The 20,317-nt window shown below is 67.3% G+C and carries 19 protein-coding genes; 6 read left to right on the plus strand and 13 right to left on the minus strand.

The features are described 5' to 3' along the window. Positions 1-147 precede the first annotated feature (147 nt). Complete coding sequence (locus GIW57_RS05680) at positions 148-1,746, plus strand: sensor histidine kinase (RefSeq protein WP_236509407.1); 1,599 nt, start codon at positions 148-150, stop codon at positions 1,744-1,746. Next, the gene (locus GIW57_RS05685) at positions 1,734-2,441 is read left to right on the plus strand and encodes a LytTR family DNA-binding domain-containing protein (RefSeq protein ID WP_236509408.1); all 708 of its coding nucleotides are present in this window, start codon (positions 1,734-1,736) and stop codon (positions 2,439-2,441) included. The genes GIW57_RS05680 and GIW57_RS05685 overlap by 13 nt, the downstream gene beginning before the upstream one ends. A gap of 73 nt (positions 2,442-2,514) precedes the next feature. On the opposite strand, the gene GIW57_RS05690 is transcribed toward GIW57_RS05685, so the two are convergent. The 4 genes from GIW57_RS05690 to glnA all read right to left on the minus strand — a co-directional run bounded on the left by GIW57_RS05690 (position 2,515) and on the right by glnA (position 6,898). Then, on the minus strand, positions 2,515-3,261 hold the full coding sequence (locus tag GIW57_RS05690; RefSeq protein ID WP_236509409.1) for an N-acetylmuramoyl-L-alanine amidase: 747 nt from the start codon (positions 3,259-3,261) through the stop codon (positions 2,515-2,517). Between the two features lie 88 nt (positions 3,262-3,349). Continuing rightward, the gene (gene amt / locus GIW57_RS05695; RefSeq protein ID WP_089241711.1) at positions 3,350-4,780 is read right to left on the minus strand and encodes an ammonium transporter; all 1,431 of its coding nucleotides are present in this window, start codon (positions 4,778-4,780) and stop codon (positions 3,350-3,352) included. Between the two features lie 23 nt (positions 4,781-4,803). Next, the gene (locus GIW57_RS05700) at positions 4,804-5,142 is read right to left on the minus strand and encodes a P-II family nitrogen regulator (protein ID WP_004134334.1); all 339 of its coding nucleotides are present in this window, start codon (positions 5,140-5,142) and stop codon (positions 4,804-4,806) included. A gap of 346 nt (positions 5,143-5,488) precedes the next feature. Beyond that, positions 5,489-6,898, minus strand: coding sequence for a type I glutamate--ammonia ligase (glnA, locus tag GIW57_RS05705; RefSeq protein WP_099819516.1), 1,410 nt, complete (start codon positions 6,896-6,898; stop codon positions 5,489-5,491). Between the two features lie 219 nt (positions 6,899-7,117). On the opposite strand from glnA, the gene GIW57_RS05710 reads away from it, so the two are divergent. From GIW57_RS05710 to GIW57_RS05720, 3 genes are all read left to right on the plus strand, one after another. Beyond that, complete coding sequence (locus GIW57_RS05710; protein ID WP_089241715.1) at positions 7,118-7,912, plus strand: undecaprenyl-diphosphate phosphatase; 795 nt, start codon at positions 7,118-7,120, stop codon at positions 7,910-7,912. A gap of 73 nt (positions 7,913-7,985) precedes the next feature. Further along, a complete protein-coding gene (locus GIW57_RS05715; protein WP_100461799.1) occupies positions 7,986-8,813 on the plus strand; it encodes an META and DUF4377 domain-containing protein in 828 nt (275 codons plus the stop codon). A gap of 60 nt (positions 8,814-8,873) precedes the next feature. Beyond that, positions 8,874-9,392 carry an META domain-containing protein gene (locus tag GIW57_RS05720; RefSeq protein WP_236509410.1) on the plus strand — a complete coding sequence of 173 codons (519 nt, stop codon included), beginning with the start codon at positions 8,874-8,876 and terminating at the stop codon, positions 9,390-9,392. Between the two features lie 132 nt (positions 9,393-9,524). Here GIW57_RS05720 and GIW57_RS05725 read toward each other — a convergent pair whose 3' ends face one another. The 9 genes from GIW57_RS05725 to GIW57_RS05765 all read right to left on the minus strand — a co-directional run bounded on the left by GIW57_RS05725 (position 9,525) and on the right by GIW57_RS05765 (position 18,502). Next, on the minus strand, positions 9,525-10,136 hold the full coding sequence (locus tag GIW57_RS05725; protein ID WP_236509411.1) for a YbhB/YbcL family Raf kinase inhibitor-like protein: 612 nt from the start codon (positions 10,134-10,136) through the stop codon (positions 9,525-9,527). A 10-nt stretch (positions 10,137-10,146) separates the two neighbouring features. Beyond that, on the minus strand, positions 10,147-12,225 hold the full coding sequence (locus GIW57_RS05730; protein ID WP_236509412.1) for a tetratricopeptide repeat protein: 2,079 nt from the start codon (positions 12,223-12,225) through the stop codon (positions 10,147-10,149). Between the two features lie 56 nt (positions 12,226-12,281). Then, positions 12,282-13,316, minus strand: a complete 1,035-nt coding sequence (locus GIW57_RS05735; RefSeq protein ID WP_100554514.1) for an alpha/beta fold hydrolase — start codon at positions 13,314-13,316, stop codon at positions 12,282-12,284. Between the two features lie 7 nt (positions 13,317-13,323). Further along, positions 13,324-14,115, minus strand: coding sequence for a lysophospholipid acyltransferase family protein (locus GIW57_RS05740; RefSeq protein ID WP_089241724.1), 792 nt, complete (start codon positions 14,113-14,115; stop codon positions 13,324-13,326). A 119-nt stretch (positions 14,116-14,234) separates the two neighbouring features. Beyond that, complete coding sequence (locus GIW57_RS05745; RefSeq protein ID WP_089241726.1) at positions 14,235-14,669, minus strand: hotdog fold thioesterase; 435 nt, start codon at positions 14,667-14,669, stop codon at positions 14,235-14,237. Between the two features lie 10 nt (positions 14,670-14,679). After that, entirely contained in the window at positions 14,680-16,740 is a 2,061-nt protein-coding gene (locus GIW57_RS05750) for a phospholipase D family protein (RefSeq protein ID WP_236509413.1), read from the minus strand. Then, positions 16,737-17,354 carry a YceI family protein gene (locus tag GIW57_RS05755; protein WP_236509414.1) on the minus strand — a complete coding sequence of 206 codons (618 nt, stop codon included), beginning with the start codon at positions 17,352-17,354 and terminating at the stop codon, positions 16,737-16,739. Before GIW57_RS05755 ends, GIW57_RS05750 begins: the two co-directional genes overlap by 4 nt. Before the next feature lie 4 nt (positions 17,355-17,358). Continuing rightward, positions 17,359-17,835, minus strand: a complete 477-nt coding sequence (locus tag GIW57_RS05760; RefSeq protein ID WP_032977995.1) for a histidine phosphatase family protein — start codon at positions 17,833-17,835, stop codon at positions 17,359-17,361. 37 nt (positions 17,836-17,872) lie between these two features. Next, entirely contained in the window at positions 17,873-18,502 is a 630-nt protein-coding gene (locus GIW57_RS05765; protein ID WP_025875994.1) for a ParA family protein, read from the minus strand. 123 nt (positions 18,503-18,625) lie between these two features. On the opposite strand from GIW57_RS05765, the gene GIW57_RS05770 reads away from it, so the two are divergent. After that, complete coding sequence (locus tag GIW57_RS05770) at positions 18,626-20,110, plus strand: AAA family ATPase (RefSeq protein ID WP_099819503.1); 1,485 nt, start codon at positions 18,626-18,628, stop codon at positions 20,108-20,110. Positions 20,111-20,317: the final 207 nt, after the last annotated feature.

Below are 20,317 nucleotides of genomic sequence, written 5' to 3' on the forward strand. Positions count from 1 at the left end.
GTCCAATGCCTCCACGCAACCGATACGATGGCCGCCATGCAGATCCCACGAACCCTGGCTGTCCTTGCTGTACTGCTTGCGGCCGTGGCTGCTTGGCTGATCGTGTCGACGCCGCCACCGGAAATGAGGGTTGTACAGGGAGCGCAGATGGCACCTGCGAATGTCGGGTCATCCGGCGGCCTGCCAACGCACCCACCGCAGAACCTGGCTTGGCGGCCGCTGGACCAGCAGCAGCTGGCGGAGTGGCATGGCCCGTACTGGCTGCGCTGGCAGGTGCCAGCGCCGGAAAGCGGCGCCGATCATGGACGTACAGTGAGGCTGTCGTTGCGCGCTGCCAGCCAGCTGTACTGGAACGGGATGCCATGGATCAGCAATGGCGCTGTTGGTCGCACGCCGGAAGAAGAGAAGCCGGGGCGCGTAGACGTCGTGCGCGCGCTACCGCCGCCGTCGGGCAACGCTACCGATGAACTGCTGGTGCTTGCATCCAGCCAGCACCAGCGTTTCTCCCTGCATGGCGCGGATGCGATGGTGCTGATCGCGCCAGCCCCCGTGCTGTACGGCCAGATCATCCTGCCATGGCTGATCGCGGCCTTCGCCACCGGTGCGCTGGCAGCCGCGTGCCTCTATTTCCTGGCGGTGCTGCGTGGGCAGACACGCACGCCCGGCGCGCGCCTGCTGCTGGCACTGGGTGTGGTGGGGCTGGCGCTGCCCGCGGTCGAGGCGTGGCGATCATTGCTGGGCTACACCTATCCTTGGCATGGTGTTCGCCTGGTCGGGCTGCTGGCCCTGCATGTGGCCGCTGCAATGCTGCTTCCGGCCTATCTTGCGCGTCGCTTCGAGGTGGCCTTACCGAGGGCGGGTTGTCTCATCTATCTGGCGCTGATCATGGCAGCGGCCATCGCGCTGCCCGGCTTCGACACCCGCTCAGCGGCGGTGCTGCTGTTGAGCCTGCTCGCCTCGGCCTGGGTGCTGTTGCGCGCACCTGTTGACCAGGAAGACCGGTGGCCGATCCTGGCGCTGCTGTCTGCGGGCCTGCTGGCGCTGCTGGTCGCACGCGGCGCCTTCCTTGATGGCCCTTACTTCCTGCTGCTGGCGGTGCTGATGGTGTTCCTGCTTCTGCGCCACGCCGCCCAGTTGCAGGCGCTGGACCGGCACAACGCCTGGCTGCGCGAAGAGCGCGCACGGCTTTCGTTGCAGTTGTTGCAACGGGGTATCCAGCCACATTGGCTGATGAACACGCTTACCTGCCTGCAGGAACTGATCGAGCTGTCGCCGATGCGCGCCAGCCGCCTGGTGGAGTCGCTGGCCGATCAGTTCGATCGCCTGCGCGACAGCAGCAGCCGCCAGAGCGTTCCCCTGCAGGATGAGTTGGCCTTGTGCCGCAGCCATCTGGATATCGTCGGCCTTGCCCTGGACCGGCGCATGGTGCTGGAGGTCGATGGCGAAGATGCGGCGATTTCGCTGCCGCCAGGCATCCTGCACGCACAGGTGGAAAATGCACTGACCCACGCCGGCGCTGGTGCCTGTGCGCTGCACCCTTTCCGCCTGCACGTGCAGCGCGACAACGCGCGCTGGATACTGGAACTGCGCAGTGCGCGAGGCTCGGCCCCGCACCGCGGCCGTGGCACGGGTACACGTTACATCGAGGCCAGCCTGGCGGCGGCCAGCCCCACCGGCTGGAGCTTCGTGCAGGGCATCGAAGGCGACCACTGGTGTGGCCGGATCGAGCTGACATGCGCATCCTGATCGTCGAGGACGAACCCCTGGTGCGGCAGCGCCTGTTGCGCCTGTGCAGCGAGTTGACCGGTGCACGGGCGCGTTTCGATGCGGTTGCCGATCTGGAAGCGGCCGGTGACCGGTTGCAGCGCAGCGTCTATGACGGCCTGCTGCTTGACCTCAACCTTGGCGGCGACGACGGCTTCGAGCTGCTGCGCCGCGCGGTGGCCGGGCGCTACCAGTGCGTGGTGGTGTCGGCACACCGCGAGCGCGCATTGCAGGCGTTCGAGCACGGCGTACTCGACTTCGTGCCCAAGCCGTTCTCACGCGAGCGCCTCGCCCAGGCGCTGAAACGGCTGCTCGACACCGGTGGTGTCCGCGCCGGCCGCGCGCGTTATCTGGGTATCTGGCGCGCGCAGGGCACAGCGACCGTCGAACTGGCGGACGTGCTCTGGATCCGCGCCGACGGCGACTACAGCCAGGTGCGCCTGTGCGACGGCCGCAGTGAACTGCATGACAAATCCCTGACCGCGCTGGCCACGGTACTGCCTGCGGATTTCGTCCGCTGCCACCGTTCCTATCTGGTCAACCTGCGCCAGATCCGCACGCTGCATGCGGCCTCAGGCAGCCGCTACTGGCTGGTGTTGAGCGACGGCAGCGAGTTGCCGGTTGGGCGTGCGCACGTGGCGGCACTGCGCGAAGCGTTGGGCATGGAAGGCGGGTAGCGCCGGGCCATGCCCGGCGGTTCCCAATCGCGGCCGCGCTTCGCGCTCGCCGGGCGTGGCCCGGCGCTACCGGTCATGGCGTCTGCAGCAGCAGCGAATGCAGGATGCGTGCGTCTTCGGCGTCGAGTGTTGTCGGCAGGGTGTCGCTGCCCCGGAAACGGCGGTGGAACGCCCGTACCGCTGCTTCGCGGTTGTCCAGCGGATAACCGAAGCGCGCCAGCGCGGCCCATGCATCGAAGCCTTCCGGCGCAGCACCATCGGCAGCGCGCGGCCACACGCCGAAACCAGCTTCGGCCAACTGCTGCCACGGGAAGAAGCGACTGGGATCTTCCTTGCGCGTCGGCGCCAGGTCGGCGTGGCCGATCACCTGCCGCGGTGGGATGTTCAGCCGTTCAGTGAGATCGCGCAGCAGCACGATCAGCGATTCGATCTGCGCGGGGCTGAAGGGCGTACGGCCGTCATTGTCCAGCTCGATGCCGATGGATGCGGAGTTGAGGTCGGTGATGGTGCCCCAGCGCCCGAAGCCGGCATGCCAGGCGCGGCGCTCATCGGCCACCAGCTGGTAGCGATGGCCATCGGCGCCGATCAGATAATGCGCGCTGACCCGACCGCCGCTGTTGGCGGTACGCAGCGTGTGCAGGCTCTGCTGCACCGATTTCTGCTCGGTGTGGTGGATGACGATGATGACCGGCGTGCGCGCGTTCTGGTTCGGTGACGGCACCCAGGTGGCGAGCGGGTTGCGGATTTCCTGCGGCGTGGAGGCGCAGGCGGCCAGCAGCAGGCAGGCCGAGAGCATCAGGGAGGTGCGGATCGGGTGCATGCCCTGATTGTGCGCGATAAGCCCCGACGATGCAGTAGAGCCACGCCATGCGTGGCTGGGCGGCCCGTGCGGGCCGCCCACCACTGCATCAGGCCTCGTAGGCCGATTCACCATGCGAGGTCACATCCAGGCCGGTACGCTCGGCCTCCTCGGTCACCCGCAGGCCGACCACCACCTTGACCAGCAGCAGGATGGCCGCGGTCACCACGGCCGACCAGACCACGGTGAGGCCGACGCTGACCACCTGCACCCACACCTGGTGGCCGATATCCAGATCGGCCTTGGTGCCGCCCAGCGACTGCGCGCTGAACACACCGGTGAGGATCGCGCCGACGATGCCGCCCACGCCATGCACACCGAACACGTCGGCGGTGTCGTCCACCTTCAGCAGACGCTTGAGGCCGGTCACGCCCCACACGCAGACCACGCCAGCAACCAGGCCGATGACGATCGCCCCGAGCGGGCCGACGGTACCGCACGCCGGCGTGATACCGACCAGACCTGCCACCGCACCCGAGGCCGCGCCCAGTGCCGACGGCTTGCCCTTGCTGATCGCTTCAACCAGCGTCCAGCCCAGCACCGCTGCCGCCGTGGCCAGCACAGTGTTGAGGAAGGCCAGCGAGGCAACCGTGTCGGCGGCGGCGGCAGAACCGGCATTGAAGCCGAACCAGCCGACCCACAGCAGCATCGCGCCGATATAGGTGAACGGCACGTTGTGCGGCTTCAACGCGGTCTGCCCGTAGCCCAGGCGCTTGCCGACGAACCATGCAGCGACCAGACCGGCCACACCCGCGTTGATGTGCACCACCGTGCCACCAGCGAAGTCGATCGCGCCCATTTCACCCAGGTAACCGCCACCCCAGACGATGTGGGCCATCGGGATGTAGCTGAGGGTGAACCACAGCGCCGAGAACAGCAGCACCGCGCGGAACTTGATGCGCTCGGCGAAGGCACCGACGATCAGCGCGGTGGTGATGCCGGCGAAGGTCGACTGGAAGGCGACGAACAGGTAATCCGGCAGACCCTTGATCGGCGTGTTACCCACCGACTCCGGGGTGAAGCCCTTGAGGAAGGCGAATTCGGTGAACGAGCCGAAGAACGGATTGCCGGCGCTGAACACTGCGCTGTAGCCATAGGCCACCCACAGCAGCAGCACCAGCGAGAACACCACCAGGATCTGGCTGAGCACCGACAGCACGTTCTTCGAGCGCACCAGGCCGCCGTAGAACAGGGCCAGGCCCGGCACCACCATCAGCAGCACCAGCAGGGTGGAGGTGAGCATCCAGGCAACGTCGCCATGGTCGTAGGCGGGCGCAGCCACCGCTTCGGCAGCAGCCGGCGCAGCGGCAGTCGGGTCCTGCAGGGGCTCGACGGCCACGGCCTCGCTCTGCAACGGCGTGACCTGGGCCTGGGCATGTGCACTGCCTGGCCAGATACCGGCGGCCAGCGCGCTGAGCAGCATCAGCAGGCACACCAGATGGAACCGGGCTTGCCACCCGGTGAGAAGGCGCATCTTCATTGGGGGAGTCTCCGGAAGGGGGTTTACAGCGCGTCAGCGCCGATTTCGCCGGTGCGGATGCGGATGACCTGCTCGACAGCGGTCACGAAGATCTTGCCGTCGCCGATCTTGCCTGTGCCTGCAGACGACTGGATCGCTTCGATCACGGCGTCGGCACGCTCGTCGGTGACGACGGTTTCGATCTTGATCTTGGGCAGGAAGTCGACAACGTACTCGGCACCGCGATACAGCTCGGTGTGGCCCTTCTGGCGCCCGAAGCCTTTCACTTCGGTCACGGTGATGCCCGACACGCCGGCATCGGACAGGGCCTCGCGGACCTCGTCGAGCTTGAACGGTCGGATGATGGCGGAGATCAGTTTCATGCGCATGTCCCGATGGTGGATGGGGCCAGCGCGCCAACGCGCGATGGCATCAGGCAACCACGGGCCATCGTGGTGATGGCCGTGGCTGTTGCACCGGACACGAACCGGGCCGGGACAGCCGTGCCTCTCTCCTTGCACGGCCGACGCGGGAGGGAGGGCGGCCCATGTCGCGTATCCGGTCTCTCTTGCCCCTGGATCGACGGACCAACGGTCCGCTCTGCCAGTTCAGCGGGCCAGCGGCCCGCTCTACCACGGCGGACACAAGGTCCGCATTGCGGCTCCCCAGCCGCGAAGACGGATGCGATGGCGGCAGGTGGGAGGGGGTACCCACCGCCATCGCAACCGGTCAGCTGGCGTAGTACAGCTGGTATTCCAGCGGGTGGGTCGCCGCGCGGAACTTGGTCACTTCCTGCATCTTCAGCGCGATGTAGCCGTCGATGAAGTCATCGCTCATCACGCCACCGGCCTTGAGGAACTCACGGTCCTTGTCCAGCGCTTCCAGGGCCTGGTCCAGCGAGGAGCAGACCTGCGGGATCAGCTTCTCTTCTTCCGGCGGCAGGTCGTACAGATCCTTGTCGCTCGGTGCGCCCGGGTCGATCTGGTTCTTGATGCCGTCCAGGCCGGCCATCATCAGCGCGGTGAAGGTCAGGTAACCGGACTGGATCGGATCGGGGAAGCGCATTTCGATGCGGCGCGCCTTCGGGTTGGACACCCACGGAATGCGGCACGAGGCCGAACGGTTGCGCGCCGAGTAGGCCAGCATCACCGGGGCTTCGTAACCCGGCACCAGGCGCTTGTAGCTGTTGGTGCCCGAGTTGGCGAAGGCGTTGATCGCCTTGGCGTGCTTGAAGATGCCGCCGATGTACCACAGCGCCATCTGGCTCAGGCCGCCGTAGCCGTCACCGGAAAACAGGTTGGTGCCGCCCTTGGACAGCGACTGGTGCACGTGCATGCCGCTGCCGTTGTCGCCGACGATCGGCTTGGGCATGAAGGTGACGGTCTTGCCGTTGCGGTGGGCGACGTTCTTGATGACGTACTTCATCCGCAGCAGTTCGTCGGCCTTCTGCACCAGGGTGCTGAACTTGGTGCCGATCTCGCACTGGCCGGCGGTGGCCACTTCGTGGTGCTGCACTTCCACTTCGATGCCGACCTGTTCCAGGGTCTTGCACATCTCCGCACGCAGGTCGTGCAGGGTGTCGGTCGGCGGCACCGGGAAGTAGCCGCCCTTCACGCCCGGACGGTAGCCGCTGTTGGCGCCGTCGTACTTGGCGCCGCTGTTCCACGCCGCTTCTTCCGAATCGACCTGGAAGAAGGTGTGGCCCATTTCATTGGCGAAGCGCACCGAATCGAAGATGAAGAACTCCGGCTCCGGGCCGAAGAACGCGGTTTCGGCGATGCCCGAGGACTTCAGGTACGACTCGGCGCGCTTGGCGATGCCGCGCGGGCAACGGCCATACGGCTGCATGGTGGCCGGGTCGAGGATGTCGCAGCTGATCACGATGGTCGGATCGGCGTAGAACGGGTCGACGTAGGCGCTGGCGGTATCCGGCAGCAGCACCATGTCCGACTCGTTGATGCCCTTCCAGCCGGCGATCGAGCTGCCATCGAACATCTTGCCTTCTTCAAACAGCGACGGCTCGACGATGCTGACCGGGAAGGTCACATGCTGTTCGACACCACGCATGTCGACGAAGCGCAGATCGACGAACTCGATCTGGTTGTCCTTGATCAGCTTCTCTACGGTTTCCACGGACATCGGTACGACCTCGGATGGGGATGAATGCCTGCTGAGGTACAGCAATGACCGTGCCAACTTTTCGGCTTTCACAAGTCGTTGATTTCAAAGCCGCTGCCCCAACGGGGTGCAGAACCATGTGCACCAAACGGGTGCGCCGATGACCAGACGCACCCGTTTGGTGCGGCATGGATCGTCTATTCTTTCGAGCTTCTTCCGCCGCCGGCACCCGCACCGTCCATGTCCGATCTGCTCTCCGCCCTGCTGCTGGGCATCCTCGAAGGCTTGACCGAATTCCTGCCGATCTCCAGTACCGGCCACCTGCTGATCGCCCAGCACTGGCTGGGCGCGCGATCGGATTTCTTCAACATCATCATCCAGGCCGGTGCGATCCTGGCCGTGGTGCTGGTGTTCCGCCAGCGCCTGCTGCAGCTGGCCACCGGTTTCGGCCAGCGCGAGAACCGCGAGTACGTGTTCAAGCTCGGCGCGGCCTTCCTGGTGACCGCTGTGGTCGGCCTGGTGGTGCGCAAGGCTGGCTGGTCGCTGCCGGAAACCGTGAGCCCGGTGGCCTGGGCGCTGATCATCGGCGGCATCTGGATGCTGCTGGTGGAGGCCTATACCGCACGCTTGCCTGATCGCGACCAGGTGACCTGGACGGTAGCCATCGGTGTCGGCCTGGCGCAGGTGGTGGCCGGCGTGTTCCCCGGTACCTCGCGCTCGGCCTCGGCAATCTTCCTGGCCATGCTGCTGGGCCTGAGCCGCCGCGCGGCCGCTGCCGAGTTCGTGTTCCTGGTCGGCATCCCCACCATGTTCGCCGCCAGCGCCTACACCTTCCTGGAACTGGCCAAGGAAGGAAACCTGGCCAGCGAGAACTGGACCGACGTCGGCGTCGCCTTCGTTGCCGCTGCCATCACCGGCTTCGTCGTAGTGAAGTGGCTGATGGGCTACATCAAGTCGCATCGCTTCACGGCCTTCGCCCTTTACCGCATCGCCCTGGGCGCTGCGTTGCTGCTGTGGTTGCCGTCCGGCAGCTGAACAGCGCCGGGGCACGGTAACCCCGTTGCCGGCCCCGATCCGTTTCCCCCTCGGTTCCCCAAGGAGAATCACCATGAACCGCAAGCTCACCCTGCTCCTCCCGCTGGCCCTGCTGGCCGCCTGCAGCCAGACCCCGGCCCCGGCCGGTACCGGTGGTGACGACCTGGCCCCGGCTGCGGCCAAGGCCGGCGACCAGAAGGCGCTGGCACACCTGGATGCGCAGCGCCTGCAGAGCCAGCACTGGCTGCTGCAGCAGGCCACCGCGGCCGATGGCAAGCGCATCGACGCGCTGTTCGCCCGCGAAGACAAGCCGGTCACCCTGGACTTCGCTGATGGCCGCCTGTCGGTCAGCAACACCTGCAACCGCATGGGCGGCGGCTACACCCTGGCCGACGGCAAGCTGAGCGTCAGCGCGATGGCCTCGACCATGATGGCCTGCACCGACAAGGCGCTGATGGCGCTGGACGAAGCCGTCTCCAGCCGTCTGCAGGGCGAACTGAAGGCCGAACAGGACGCCAACGGCGTGCTGACCCTGACCACCGCCAAGGGCGACGTGCTGGTGTTCAACCCGGAACCGACCGCTGAAACCCGCTACGGCGGCGCCGGCGAAACCGTGTTCCTGGAAGTGGCGGCGAAGACCGAGAAGTGCTCGCACCCGCTGATCCCGGATTACCAGTGCCTGCAGGTGCGCGAAGTGAAGTTCGACGACAAGGGCCTGAAGCAGGGTGAGCCGGGCAAGTTCGAGAACTTCTACGGCAGCATCGAGGGCTACACCCACGAAGACGGCGTGCGCAACGTGGTGCGTGTGAAGCGCTACGAAGTGAAGAACCCGCCGGCCGATGCGCCGTCGCAGGCGTACGTGCTGGACATGGTGGTCGAGTCGGCCATCGAGAAGAAGTAAGAAAACAGAAGGGCGGCCGCGAGGTCGCTCTTCTTCCATGGGACACCTTGAAGTCGAGCCATGCTCGGCTGGGCAGAAGGCAGTCCAGCATGGCTCGACTCTACATACCCAACCGCCAAGGAGACAGGCATGATTCTTTCCCGCATTTTCGCGCTCCTGCTGGCCACAACGCCTGCCGGCCTCGCGGCAGCCAGTGATGCCAGCGATCTGCAACGCCTGCAGGCATACGAGTGGCATCTCACCCACGCAGTCGACGGCAACGGCAAGCGCCTGGATGCACTGTTCATCGCCAGTGATCCGCCCGTCGGTATGTTGTTCCGCGGCACCAGTGCCAACATGCTGAACCTGTGCAACGGCATGGGCGGCCCATACACGTTGAAAGACAGCCAGCTCACGTTGGGCAGCATGGTACAGAACCTGAAGGGATGCTTCGGTGCCAAAGGCGAACAGGAAACCGAAGCCAAGCGCAGGATTCTGGGGACCTCCACACTGGTCATGGGTAGCGCGGGGCCGTTGACCCTGCATACCGCACGTGGCGACACGCTGGTGTTCGCGCCGGTGCCACTGAAAAACAGATGAGAAGTGCAGCCGGCAAGGTCGAGCCGGCTCGATCGGGCCTTTGAAGAGGCCAGCCATGCTCGACTGGGCGAAAAGCAGGCGAGCATGGCTACAGAAAGCAAAGTCGGGTTTGGCCCGGCCCTGCAGACGCGCTCAACCCAGCGCAGGATTCAACGTGTAGGTACCGTGCAACGCCGCTTCGGACAGTACGTGGCCGTGCATGGCACGGAACGCATCGGCGGCGGTGAAGCGCTCCGGCAGCGGCAACGAGGCCACATCCAGCGCGAACACGCGGAAGAAGTAACGATGCACGCGCTCGTCGTTGAACGGCGGGTACGGGCCGTCGTAGCCGAGGTAGTCACCGGCCATGTCCGGATTGCCGGCGAACCAGCCGGTGAAGTCGTTCAGGCCCTGGCGGCTGCCGGCCGGGCCGGCCGGCGCGATCTTGCCCTTTACCACGAAGCCATCGCTGCAGCTGCCCGCGGCGATCTCCTGCACCGAGGCCGGGATATCGGCCATCACCCAGTGCACGAAATCGCCGCGCGGCTGATCGCGCGGCACGCTCATGTCATCGCGGCCAACCGTCTCCGGCACTGTCGGTACGTCCGGGTCCACGCATACCAGCAGGAACGAGCGGGTGCCGTCGGGCACGCCGCTCCAGGCCAGGTGCGGGTTGCGGTCGGGGGCGAAGCCGGCGGCATCGCCGGCGGCGAACTCACGGTCGATCGGCGCGGCGTTGACCAGGCTGTGACTGCTCAGTTGCATCTGATGCTCCTCACTCTTCCGGGTAACCCAATCGCACCGCGACCGGGGTGAGCTGGGCGAAGGCGGCGCCCATCACGTCGCGATACTTGCGCCAGTGGCCGGCAGGCAGGCGCGGCGCGCCCAGCTGTGCAGCCGGCGGCATCGGACGTCCGAACACGCGCCCCAGCAGGTCGGCCATCGCATGTGCATCGTTGCCGATCTCGTCGATGCGCAGCAGCACGTGCGGATACAGATCCTCCTCGTGCAGCGCGGCGATCTGGGTCAGCGAACGCACCAGCCATTGGCTGGCTTCGGCCATCGAAGTCATCGCCAGCGGTGCAGCGGCACCATAGGCGATCCAGTCCAGCAGCATGTCGCGCGGGTCGCGCAGCACCAGCAGCAGGCGGCCCTGCGGCAGCTGCGGGCGCAATGCCCACAACAGCGCGTTGTCCCACCACAGCAGCCAGTCGATCACGGTGTCACTTTCCAGGCCGCGCGCCGGCAGGTGTTCGCGCCAGCGCTCGACCAGGCGTTCCGGGCTCAACACGCCCGACGCCAGGTCCTGCAGCGTGTTGTAGTTCTGGAAGGCATCGTCGGGTGGATTGGCGGTGTAACGGTCGCTGCGCAGTACCGGGCTGGCAGCGGCCAGGCCGGTTGCCACCCGCTCCACCCCCGAACCCGGGGCGCCCCACAGGAAGATCGGTGCCGAGCCGCTGTCGCGCGTTGCTTCGTCGATGCTGGCCATCTCCGGCCAGCTTGGCGGTGCCTTGGCCTGCGGCGGCAGCGGCAGCCGCTGCGAGGCCTGGTCGGTCTGCAGCGCCATCCACGTACGCAGCGCTTCATCCGGCTGCCCGGCGCGATCCTGGATCTCGCCCAGCCAGGTCCGCAGATCGGCGCGGTGTCCCTCCGGTGCCTGCGCGATCAAGGCCTGCACGCGCTCCACGGCGGCGGCCGGGTCACGCTGCAGCAGAGCCTCGACACGACGGCTTTCACCGCTGACGCGGCCCGGTTCCAGGGTGGTGATGCGCTCGGCGATGGCTTCGCCCTGCTCGTGTTCACCGGCCATGTCATGCAGGCGCATGCGCGCTTCCAGCGCCGGCAGGTGGCCGGGCATCGCTGCCATCCAGCGCTCCACGACGGCCACGGCGCCGGCACTGCCGACGTCTTCCACAGCCAGTCGTGCCAGCCACAGGTCATGCAGCTGGTCATTGCTTTCCAGCGCGTCATCCAGGCGTGCACGGGCTTCATCTTCGCGGCCCAGGCGCTGCCAGGACATCAGCAGCAGCTGCAGCACCTGGCGCTCACCCTGCAGCGATTGCAGCAGCGGCAGCAGATGCTCCAGCGCCTGCAGCGGCTGGCCACTGCGCAGTGCCAGCTCGCCGGCCAGGCGGCGCATCGGCGGCACGTCCAGCTCCGGCTGCTGCAGCGCCTGCTGCATTGCCTCGGCGGCGGCCTCGACGTTGCCCTGGCGCAATGCCAGCTGCACCACCATGCCGTGCAGCGAAGACATCTTCGGGTTCAACGCGAGTACGCGACGGAACGCCTGCTCGGCGAACGCCAGCATGTCCTTGCCCAGATAGGCAAAGCCCAGTGCGTACAGCACGCGGGTATCGTCCGGCAGCGCCTGGCTGGCCGCCGACAGCAGGGCCAGCGCGCGGTCGGCGTCGCCACGACGCAGCGCGACCATGCCATCGATGGTCAGCAGTTCCGGATGGTCCGGCTCCAGCCGCGATGCGAGGGTCGACAGCCGCTGGGCCTCGTCGAAATCGTTGCGGCCCACCGCCAGGTGCGCCTGCATCAGGTAGGCGGGGAAGGCGTTGGGGTCCAGCCCGGTGGTACGCAGCAGGGCTTCATCGGCGCCGTCGAACTGGCGCAGTGCCAGCAGCAGGCCGGCGTGCTGCAGGTGCAGCTGCGCGTCATCGGGCGCCAGCTGCAGCGCCTGCTGCAGCGCCTCCATTGCGGCCTCGGCCTGGCCCTGCTGCTGCAGCGCAAGCGCCAGCCAGCGGTGGGCCTCGGCCTTGCCGGGTTCGTCACGGGTCCACGCCTGGGCCAGCTGCACGGCCTGGCCGGCATCGTTCTGGCGCAACGCTTGGAGGATCTGGTCTTGCATGGCCGTCCGGTTCAAGGTCAAACCCGCATTGTAGCGGGCCGCGCGCCGGTGCCGGTTCAGCCCGGCAGGACCCGCCGCAGACGCTGTGCGACCCAGCGTTCGGAGAAACCATCGCCGCGCCAGTTTTCCAGGAAGCCACAGTGGCCGCCCCAGCAGGCGGTTTCCAGCCGCGCCTGCTGCGGCAGCTGCCAATCGCGGAAGGTCGCGTAGGGGATCACCGGATCGTCCTGCGCCATCAGGATGTCGGCAGGTACCTGCAGCGTGGACAGGCGGTTGCCGGCGATGGAATAGCCATCGAAATAGGCCTGCAACGAACCGAACGTGGTGTGCCGTTCGACCAGCCAGGCGGTCAGCGAACGGATGTCCATGTTCAGCACGCGGTCGTCGCAGTCGCTCAGTTCGGGGAACAGATCGCGCTTGCGACGCAGCGAGCCGGCCCACTTGCGGCGGAAATACCAGTCGTACATCGCCGGGCCGTTCTCGATGTTCTCCATGGTCAGCCCCGGGTCCAGCACCGGGCAGACGGCGGCCACGTGCTGCAGCGGCACGCCCGCGGCCGGCGCGCGCAGGGCCAGCCGCAGCACGAAGTTGCCACCCAGCGAGTAGCCGGCCGCAACCAGCGGCAGATCGGGCCAGCGCTGGGCGACATCGCCAGCGGCATGCACCACTTCGTCGATGAGGTTGGAGTGGAAGATGCCGGGATTGAGGTGATGGGTGTTGCCGTGGTCGCGGAAGTTCAGCCGCACCACGTCGAACCCCTGCTCCAGCATGCGGGCAGCGGCCATGCGCATGTAGCTGGATTCGGCGCTGCCTTCCCAGCCGTGCAGCAACAGGGCGATGCCGCGCGGTTCGCGCCCTTCGACATGGCTGTGCCAGCCCTGCAGGCGTACACCCTCACCGCCATCGAGGATCAGCTCCTCGCTGACCGCGCCGGTGGCGGCCAGCAGCAGCAGCCCGCGCTGCAGGCGCATGCGGCTGGAACTGAGCATCGACTGCAGGTGCGGATTGCGCAGCCAGCGCGGCGGCTGATAGTCGGACGCGGTGAGCATCGGCGCATCAGCGTCGAGGGTCGGTGGCGGAAAAACGGCCACCATGGCCTCAGTCCCCGCTCATAGCCGCCACGATGCGCGCGCGCGAGGTTTCCGCGATGCGCCGACGGCCTTCCAGGTCCTGGGTGCCGATCGGCTCCAGGAAATGCACTTCGGTATGCCGCGCCGGCTCACCGAGCAGGCGCAGGAAATTGGCGAAGAAACTCTCGCCCGGGCCGAAGGCCACGATGGTCTGTGCATCACCGCGCACGCCATAGACCAGCGCCACCGGCTGCACCGGCACGCTGGTTTCGACTGCCGCCTGGAAAATGCGTGCGTGGAACGGGCCAACGTCGTGGCCGCCGCGGGTACGCCCTTCCGGGAACACGCCCACGGCCTTGCCGGCGCGCAGGCGGTCGGCCATCACCTGCATCACCCCGCCCAGCGATTCAGTGTTGCCACGCTGGTGGAAAATGGTCTGGCCGCGCGCGGCGAGCCAACCGACCACCGGCCAACTGGCGATCTCGCGCTTGGCGACAAAGCCCATCATGCGCTGGCTGTGCAGGATGGAGATATCGACCCAGCTGACATGGTTGGCGACGAACAGCACCGCGCCCGGCAGCGGCTGGCCGACACGCGACAGGCGGAAGCCGAAGATCCACATCAGCCCGCCCTGCCACCAGTTCACCACTTTGGCGCCGAAGGTATCGTCGCCCACGCGCAGCTCGCCCCACGGCGGAAGCATGCCGATCAGGATCAGCGGCAGGAACACGGTGATGTGGACCAACAGCAGCGGTACGCGGTACAGGTAACGGCACACACGCGCCACGCCGCCGCGGGGGGCCGGAGTGGGGGAAGTCATCCGCGCACGATACCGGAGGGCTGCCATCGCTGCCAGCCGAATTCGGCCATAAGTCTCATTGACGGCGGCCATCGGCGGGGAACGCTGGGTTCCGCCGCCGTCACTGCTGCCGCCAGGGCTCAACCGTGCCCGGCCGCCACCACGGCCAGGGTCAACCGCGAAATGCAGACCAGCCGGCCCTGCTCGTCCTCGATGCGGATTTCCCAAAGCTGGGTGCTGCGGCCCACGTGCACCGCGCGCGCGGTGCCGGTGACCGTGCCCGAACGCACGGCGCGTACGTGGTTGGCGTTGATCTCCAGGCCCACGCAGATCTGCTTGGCGGTATCCACGCAGAGGTTGCCGGCGCTGCTGCCCAGGGTTTCAGCCAGCACCACCGAGGCACCGCCGTGCAGGATGCCGTACGGCTGGCGGGTGCGCTCGTCCACCGGCATGGTCGCCTGCAGCCAGTCCTCGCCAGCGGCGCTGAAGACGATGCCCAGGGTGCTGATGGCGGTGTTCTGGCTGAGTGCGTTGAGCTGCTCGATGGAAACGGCTTCGCGGAATACCTGGGTCATGCGGCTACCTTCAGAGGATGGGGACGAGGCCGGCGCCGAATGCGGTCAGCATGCGCACCAGCAGCCACTTCGGCCCGACGTTGACCTCGGGGAAGTCGCCCACCGCGACATAGCAGCGGTGGAAATCGGCGCTCTGCCGCGGCAGTGGCTGCGGGCAGTCCGGGCCCGGCTTGAACTCGTAGTCGGTGGCGTAGCGCCATGGCCAGAAGTCGAGAATCGGCAGCGCCTCGGAGGCCTTGCCAACGCTGTAGTTCAGGCCGGACAGGACCGGCGGCTTGGCACGCGGCGCCACCGTCCAGGAGTTCTGCGGATGGGTATCGCGCAGGATGCTCTGGGCCAGCTGCTCGGCGAAGGCCGGATCGTCGATGATCACCGCCCCTTCGGTGTTGTAGTTCTCGCTGCGCGGATCGAAGTTGTGGGTACCGACCACGCCGATGCGGCGGTCGACCACCAGCGATTTGGCATGCAGGCCCATGCGCGCGCCCTTTCGGGTGACCGGCAGCGGTTTGTTGACCGCCTTGCTGCCCAGGAACGACGGACGCGTTTCGGTCCGCAGCAGGCGGGTTTCCACTTCGCTGCCGGCGGCACGCCGGCGCGCACGGGCATTCTCATATGCACTGCCGGTACGCGGGTGGATCACCCGCGGCTGCGGGTCGCCTGCTTCCGCAGCGGCCACCACATCACCACCACCACCGCCGCCACCGGCGTTGCTGCCCGCCGCGCTGCCACCGATCAGCGGATTGCGGCCGGTATCGCTGCCCGGCGCCGCGATCGGGTCGGGCAGCAGGTTGCGGTAATCGACCGGAGCATCCAGCGGGAACGGCTTGAATTCAAAAATGTTGAAGCCAAGCTCGCGCATGTTGCGCCGCTTGTACTTGTACGACAGCGCATACACGATCGGGTTGTCGGTGGCGGCCAGGCTGTTGCTGGAAACGACCACACGCGGTGGCTGCGGGCGCTTGCGCAGCTCGCGGAACAGCTTCTGTGCCGGCTTGGACAGCACCAGGTAGGGCGTCTGCAGGATCACTTCGTGCTGCGCACTGGAGATCAGTGCATCCAGCTGCGGCTCGGTGACGTGCTGCCCGGCCAGGGGTGCGTCGGCGCGCTCGCGGCGATGCTTGCGCGGCAGATCGGCCACATAGCGCACCGAGGCGACCGGCAAGGCGGTGTCCACGAACGAGCGGGTGACGAAGGCGACGTCGTTGGCTTCCTCGCTGACCCGCTCCACCCGCTCGGGCCTGCGGAACTGTGCGGGCGGCAGCACCGGCACGCCCTGCTTGAGCAGGGTACGGCCGACATCGTTCAGGCGCTCGGCCGGCACGCTGCGCTGCGCACGCCAGAAGGCATCGAAGTTGGCGGCCATCGCGCGTGCTTCGGGGCCGGCGATCAGCACGTCCCGGTCGCGGAAGTTGTACTCGCGGTCCCAGTCGTAATAGTCGTCCTGGTAGTTGCGCCCACCGACCACGCCGATCGCATCGTCAACCACCAGCAGCTTGTTGTGCATGCGCTGGTTGAAGCGACGGAAGCAGCACAGCACGCTGCCGGCATAGTCGAAATAGTTCAGCCGGGCCTTGCCGAAGGTCGGGTTGTAGACCCGCAGCTGGAAGTTCTGGTGGGCACCGGCCAGTGCGCCAAGGATCTGCAGGTCGGAGATCGCTGAAAGCTGGTCGATCAGCAGCCTTACCTTCACCCCGCGCCGCGACGCCGCCAGCAGCTCGTCGATGACCAGGCGCGCGCTGTCGTCCTTGTCGAAGATGTAGGTCTGCAGGTCGATGCTGCGGGTGGCGCTGCGCAGCAGGTTCAGGCGCGCGACCAGCGCGCCTTCGCCCTCGTCCAGCAGGGTGGCGTAGTGCCGCGGCTGTTCCGGGGTCGATTCGCTGAACGCCCGGCCGGCCAGGGCCCGCAGGGGTGAGTCCAGCGCGCAACGGTCGGCCTGCTGGCAATCCACCTGGGTCGAGCGCGCCTGCACGGCGATCGCCTCGGCGCGATCACGCTGGGCATGCGACAGCGACGCGCAGCCGCTGCCCAGCAACACGGTTGCCAGCACCAGTACACGCAGCAATGGATTCACGGTTTCGACGCCTCGCTGAGACGTGCACGCAATACGAAAGTCACTCGATCACTCAAGGCAAGCTGCCAGCTGTCCATGCCGTACCGGCCTCGCTGCACGGTACCGCGGCTGACGACGTCGCAATCATAGCCGGGTCGGGCACATTCCGCCTTCTCGACCTTGAGCGTCTCCGGATGGCTGACGCCGCGCAGGGTCAGCCGGCCATCGATGCCGCCACCATCGGCGACCGTCTCCGGCCAGTACGGCAGCGAGTCGAACTCGACGAAGGGGTAACGACCGGCGTCGAAGAACTCGGGGCCGCGCATCCAACCGGTGTAGCGTTCCTTGCCGGGGATCTCCACGGTGCGGGTGAACATCTTCAGGTGGACCTGGTGACGGCCATCGGACAGCACCTCGATGCGCCCCTCGAAACGCGGGAACACGCCCTCGATGCGCTGGCCGAAGCGGGTGCGGACTTCGAAACCGATCTGCGAGCGCACCACATCCAGCTGCAGCGTACGCGGCGACTCGGCCACGACCGCCGGCAGCGCGGTCGGTGGCGGTGCGGCGGCCCAGGCCGGGCCGATCGCCAGAACGACTGGCAGCAGGCAGCGGCCCGGCAGCGCCACCCTCATCGGCTCACGGCCACCAGAAGGCGTTCAGGCTGGCCACGCCCGGCTCGATCGTTGCCTCGCGGGCGAAACCGAGCACGGCCACGCCGCCCGGCGGCATGCCGCGGTAGTCACTGCTGGTGCCATCGGTCATCAGCGCCACCAGCTGCTCCAGCCCGGGGTTGTGGCCGACGATCAGCACCCGGTCCAGGTCACGGCGCTCGTCCACCAGCGCGGCCAGGGTGCCAGGGGTGGCCTCGTAGATGCGGTCTTCCAGGCGCTTTTCGACATAGCCGATGGCCGCCATCACCGCTTCCAGGGTTTCGCGGGTCCGCCGCGAGGGGGAACACAGCACGCAATCGGGCAGCAGGTTGTTCTCCTTCAGCCACTTGCCGGCGGCTTCGGCTTCGGCGAGCCCCACCGGCGACAACGGCCGGTCGAGGTCGGCCTGGCCGGTAGTGGCCGGTTCGGCGTGGGCGTGGCGGAGCAGGATCAGTTCGCGCATTGCGGGATTCCAATAAAGGGATGGAGACCTACGGCTCTTACAGTTTCAGCCAGGACAACAGGGGTTCCCAGTCGGCCTGGTGCTCGCGCACCTGGGCGGAGCGGTAATCGAAAAGACTGCGACCCAGGCCGGTCATGACCACATAGCTCTGGCTGTCGCGCAGCTGGGCGACCACCGGATACGGCCAGTCAGCCAGCATCTGCAGGGCCTGCTGCGAGGTCTGGGTCCAGGGCTTGGTGCGGTTCAGCACCAGCCCGACCGGCAGCTTGCGGCTGTGCACGCGGGGTACCTGGGCCAGACTGTTGAGGAAGCCGACGATGGCTTCGATGTCCAGTGCCGAGGGCAGTACCGGCACCACCACGGCATCGGCAGCGTCGAGGAAATGCGGGATATCGTCGGCCAGTGCGCCAGCCGGTGCATCGATCACCACAGTATCGGTACCGTCGGGCAGCTTCTGCGCCCACTGCTTCTTGCGGTACACGTCGATCGGCAGCACCGCGCTTTCCAGCCCGGCCCGGCGCTGTGCCCAGCGGGTGCTGGAGCCCTGCGGGTCGGCATCGGCGATCACCGTGGCCTTGCCTTGCAATGCCGCGTACGCGGCCAGGTGGGTGGCGATGGTGGTCTTGCCCACCCCGCCCTTGGAACCGGCCACCAGGATCGTCTTCATGCCAGCCTCGCTTCCGGGTACGTGCCCCGAGCGTACACCGCCGATGGTGACGGAAGGTAGAGCCGTGCTGAACCAGTGCCCCCGGCCTTTGCTATCGTGGCGCCCCCGAAGGACCGAACCGCCATGAGCGAACTGCAGGACCTGAGCGCACTGATCCGCGCCAACACGCCGTTGATCGTGGTCGAGACCCAGGATGAGGGTCGCATCGTCGAGCTGTTCCGGCAGACGCTGATGCATGTCTGGCGGGCCCTGCACCGCTGGTCGATCACCGAGGGCCTGCGCCGCATCGACCTGGAGCGCGAGGACGAGCCGGTCGGCCCGCCCGACGCCAGCGCCGCACTGCAGATGATCCGCCAGGCCGACCAGCGCGGGGTGTACCTGCTGCTCGATTTCCACCCTTACCTGGGCTATGCCAGCCACCAGCGCGCGCTGCGTGACCTGATCCAGCGCCGCCACAGCGAACCGCACGTGCTGGTGCTGATCGGCGCCAAGGTTGAACTGCCGGCCGAACTGGAAGCCCTGGCGGTGCGCTTCAACCCGCGCCTGCCCGACGCCAATGCACTGCTGAAGATGCTGCGCGAAGAAGCCGATGCCTATGCACGCGAACACGGCGGGCGGCGGGTGGAAGTGGACAGCGAGGCGGTCAAGAAGATCCTGAAGAACCTGCAGGGCCTGAGCCTGGTCGATGCGCGGCGCATCGCGCGGCAGCTGATCTACGCCGATGGCGCGCTGCGCGACGACGACCTGCCACAGTTGGCGCGGCTGAAGTTCGAGCTGCTCAACCGCAGCGGCCACCTGTTCTTCGAGCACGACAGCGCGCGCTTCGGCGACGTGGCCGGGGCCAACCGGCTGAAGCGCTGGATCAACCAGCGTCGCGTCGCCTTCATCGCCGGCTCGGCACCGGCCGGGCTGGACCCGCCACGCGGCATGCTGCTGCTGGGCGTGCAGGGCTGCGGCAAATCGATGCTGGCCAAGGCCACCGCCGCCGGCTTTGGCGTGCCGCTGCTGCGCCTGGACGTGGGCGCGCTGTACAACAAGTACCACGGCGAGACCGAAGCCAACCTGCGCCAGGCGCTGGCCTCGGCCGAGCAGCTGGCGCCATGCGTGCTGTGGATGGATGAGATCGAAAAGGGCCTGGCCACCGGCAGCGAGGATGGCGGCGTGTCGCGCCGCGTGCTCGGCTACCTGCTGACCTGGATGGCCGAGCGCAAGGCGCCGGTGTTCATCGTGGCCACCGCCAACCAGGTGCACGAGCTGCCGGCAGAGCTGCTGCGCAAGGGCCGCTTCGACGAAATCTTCTTCGTCGACCTGCCCTCGGCCGATGTGCGCGTGGAACTGCTGCGGCTGCACCTGGGGCGGCGCCAGCTCAATGCCGACGACTTCGCGCTGCCGGCACTGGCAGCGGCGGCCAACGGGTTTTCCGGCGCGGAAATCGAGCAGGCGATCGTGGCGGGACTGTATTCGGCGCATGCCGAAGGCCGGCCACTGGATACCGAACTGCTGATGGGCGAGATTCGCACGACGCGGCCGCTGTCGGTGTTGATGGCCGAGCAGGTGGCGGCGTTGCGGGAGTGGGCGTCGGGGCGCACGGTGTCCGCGGACGACTGAGGGTTTCCTGCGAACGGCGAAGCCCCTCGTGGATGGTCGCTGAAGGCGCCAGCTGTGGGTTGGCCGGGCGGATAGGCTGCGCAGGGGTCGCTGCAAGTACGTCCCTGTAAGCTCGGTCGCCGCATCCATGCGGCTCACGCCCCTGCGCAGCCTACCCGCCCGGCCACGGACAGTTTCCGTGGGCGGCCAGCCACGGAAAAGAAAAAA

It is taken from the genome of Stenotrophomonas sp. PA-6-5C, from assembly GCF_021605635.1.
Lineage (GTDB): Bacteria > Pseudomonadota > Gammaproteobacteria > Xanthomonadales > Xanthomonadaceae > Stenotrophomonas > Stenotrophomonas lactitubi.

Coding starts and splice junctions, on each gene's coding strand:
- GIW57_RS05680 (WP_236509407.1), top strand. CDS start 148: ATGGCACCTGCGAATGTCGGGTCATCCGGCGGCCTGCCAACGCACCCA.
- GIW57_RS05685 (WP_236509408.1), top strand. CDS start 1,734: ATGCGCATCCTGATCGTCGAGGACGAACCCCTGGTGCGGCAGCGCCTG.
- GIW57_RS05690 (WP_236509409.1), bottom strand. CDS start 3,261: ATGCACCCGATCCGCACCTCCCTGATGCTCTCGGCCTGCCTGCTGCTG.
- amt (WP_089241711.1), bottom strand. CDS start 4,780: ATGAAGATGCGCCTTCTCACCGGGTGGCAAGCCCGGTTCCATCTGGTG.
- GIW57_RS05700 (WP_004134334.1), bottom strand. CDS start 5,142: ATGAAACTGATCTCCGCCATCATCCGACCGTTCAAGCTCGACGAGGTC.
- glnA (WP_099819516.1), bottom strand. CDS start 6,898: ATGTCCGTGGAAACCGTAGAGAAGCTGATCAAGGACAACCAGATCGAG.
- GIW57_RS05710 (WP_089241715.1), top strand. CDS start 7,118: ATGTCCGATCTGCTCTCCGCCCTGCTGCTGGGCATCCTCGAAGGCTTG.
- GIW57_RS05715 (WP_100461799.1), top strand. CDS start 7,986: ATGAACCGCAAGCTCACCCTGCTCCTCCCGCTGGCCCTGCTGGCCGCC.
- GIW57_RS05720 (WP_236509410.1), top strand. CDS start 8,874: ATGCTCGGCTGGGCAGAAGGCAGTCCAGCATGGCTCGACTCTACATAC.
- GIW57_RS05725 (WP_236509411.1), bottom strand. CDS start 10,136: ATGCAACTGAGCAGTCACAGCCTGGTCAACGCCGCGCCGATCGACCGT.
- GIW57_RS05730 (WP_236509412.1), bottom strand. CDS start 12,225: ATGCAAGACCAGATCCTCCAAGCGTTGCGCCAGAACGATGCCGGCCAG.
- GIW57_RS05740 (WP_089241724.1), bottom strand. CDS start 14,115: ATGACTTCCCCCACTCCGGCCCCCCGCGGCGGCGTGGCGCGTGTGTGC.
- GIW57_RS05745 (WP_089241726.1), bottom strand. CDS start 14,669: ATGACCCAGGTATTCCGCGAAGCCGTTTCCATCGAGCAGCTCAACGCA.
- GIW57_RS05755 (WP_236509414.1), bottom strand. CDS start 17,354: ATGAGGGTGGCGCTGCCGGGCCGCTGCCTGCTGCCAGTCGTTCTGGCG.
- GIW57_RS05760 (WP_032977995.1), bottom strand. CDS start 17,835: ATGCGCGAACTGATCCTGCTCCGCCACGCCCACGCCGAACCGGCCACT.
- GIW57_RS05765 (WP_025875994.1), bottom strand. CDS start 18,502: ATGAAGACGATCCTGGTGGCCGGTTCCAAGGGCGGGGTGGGCAAGACC.
- GIW57_RS05770 (WP_099819503.1), top strand. CDS start 18,626: ATGAGCGAACTGCAGGACCTGAGCGCACTGATCCGCGCCAACACGCCG.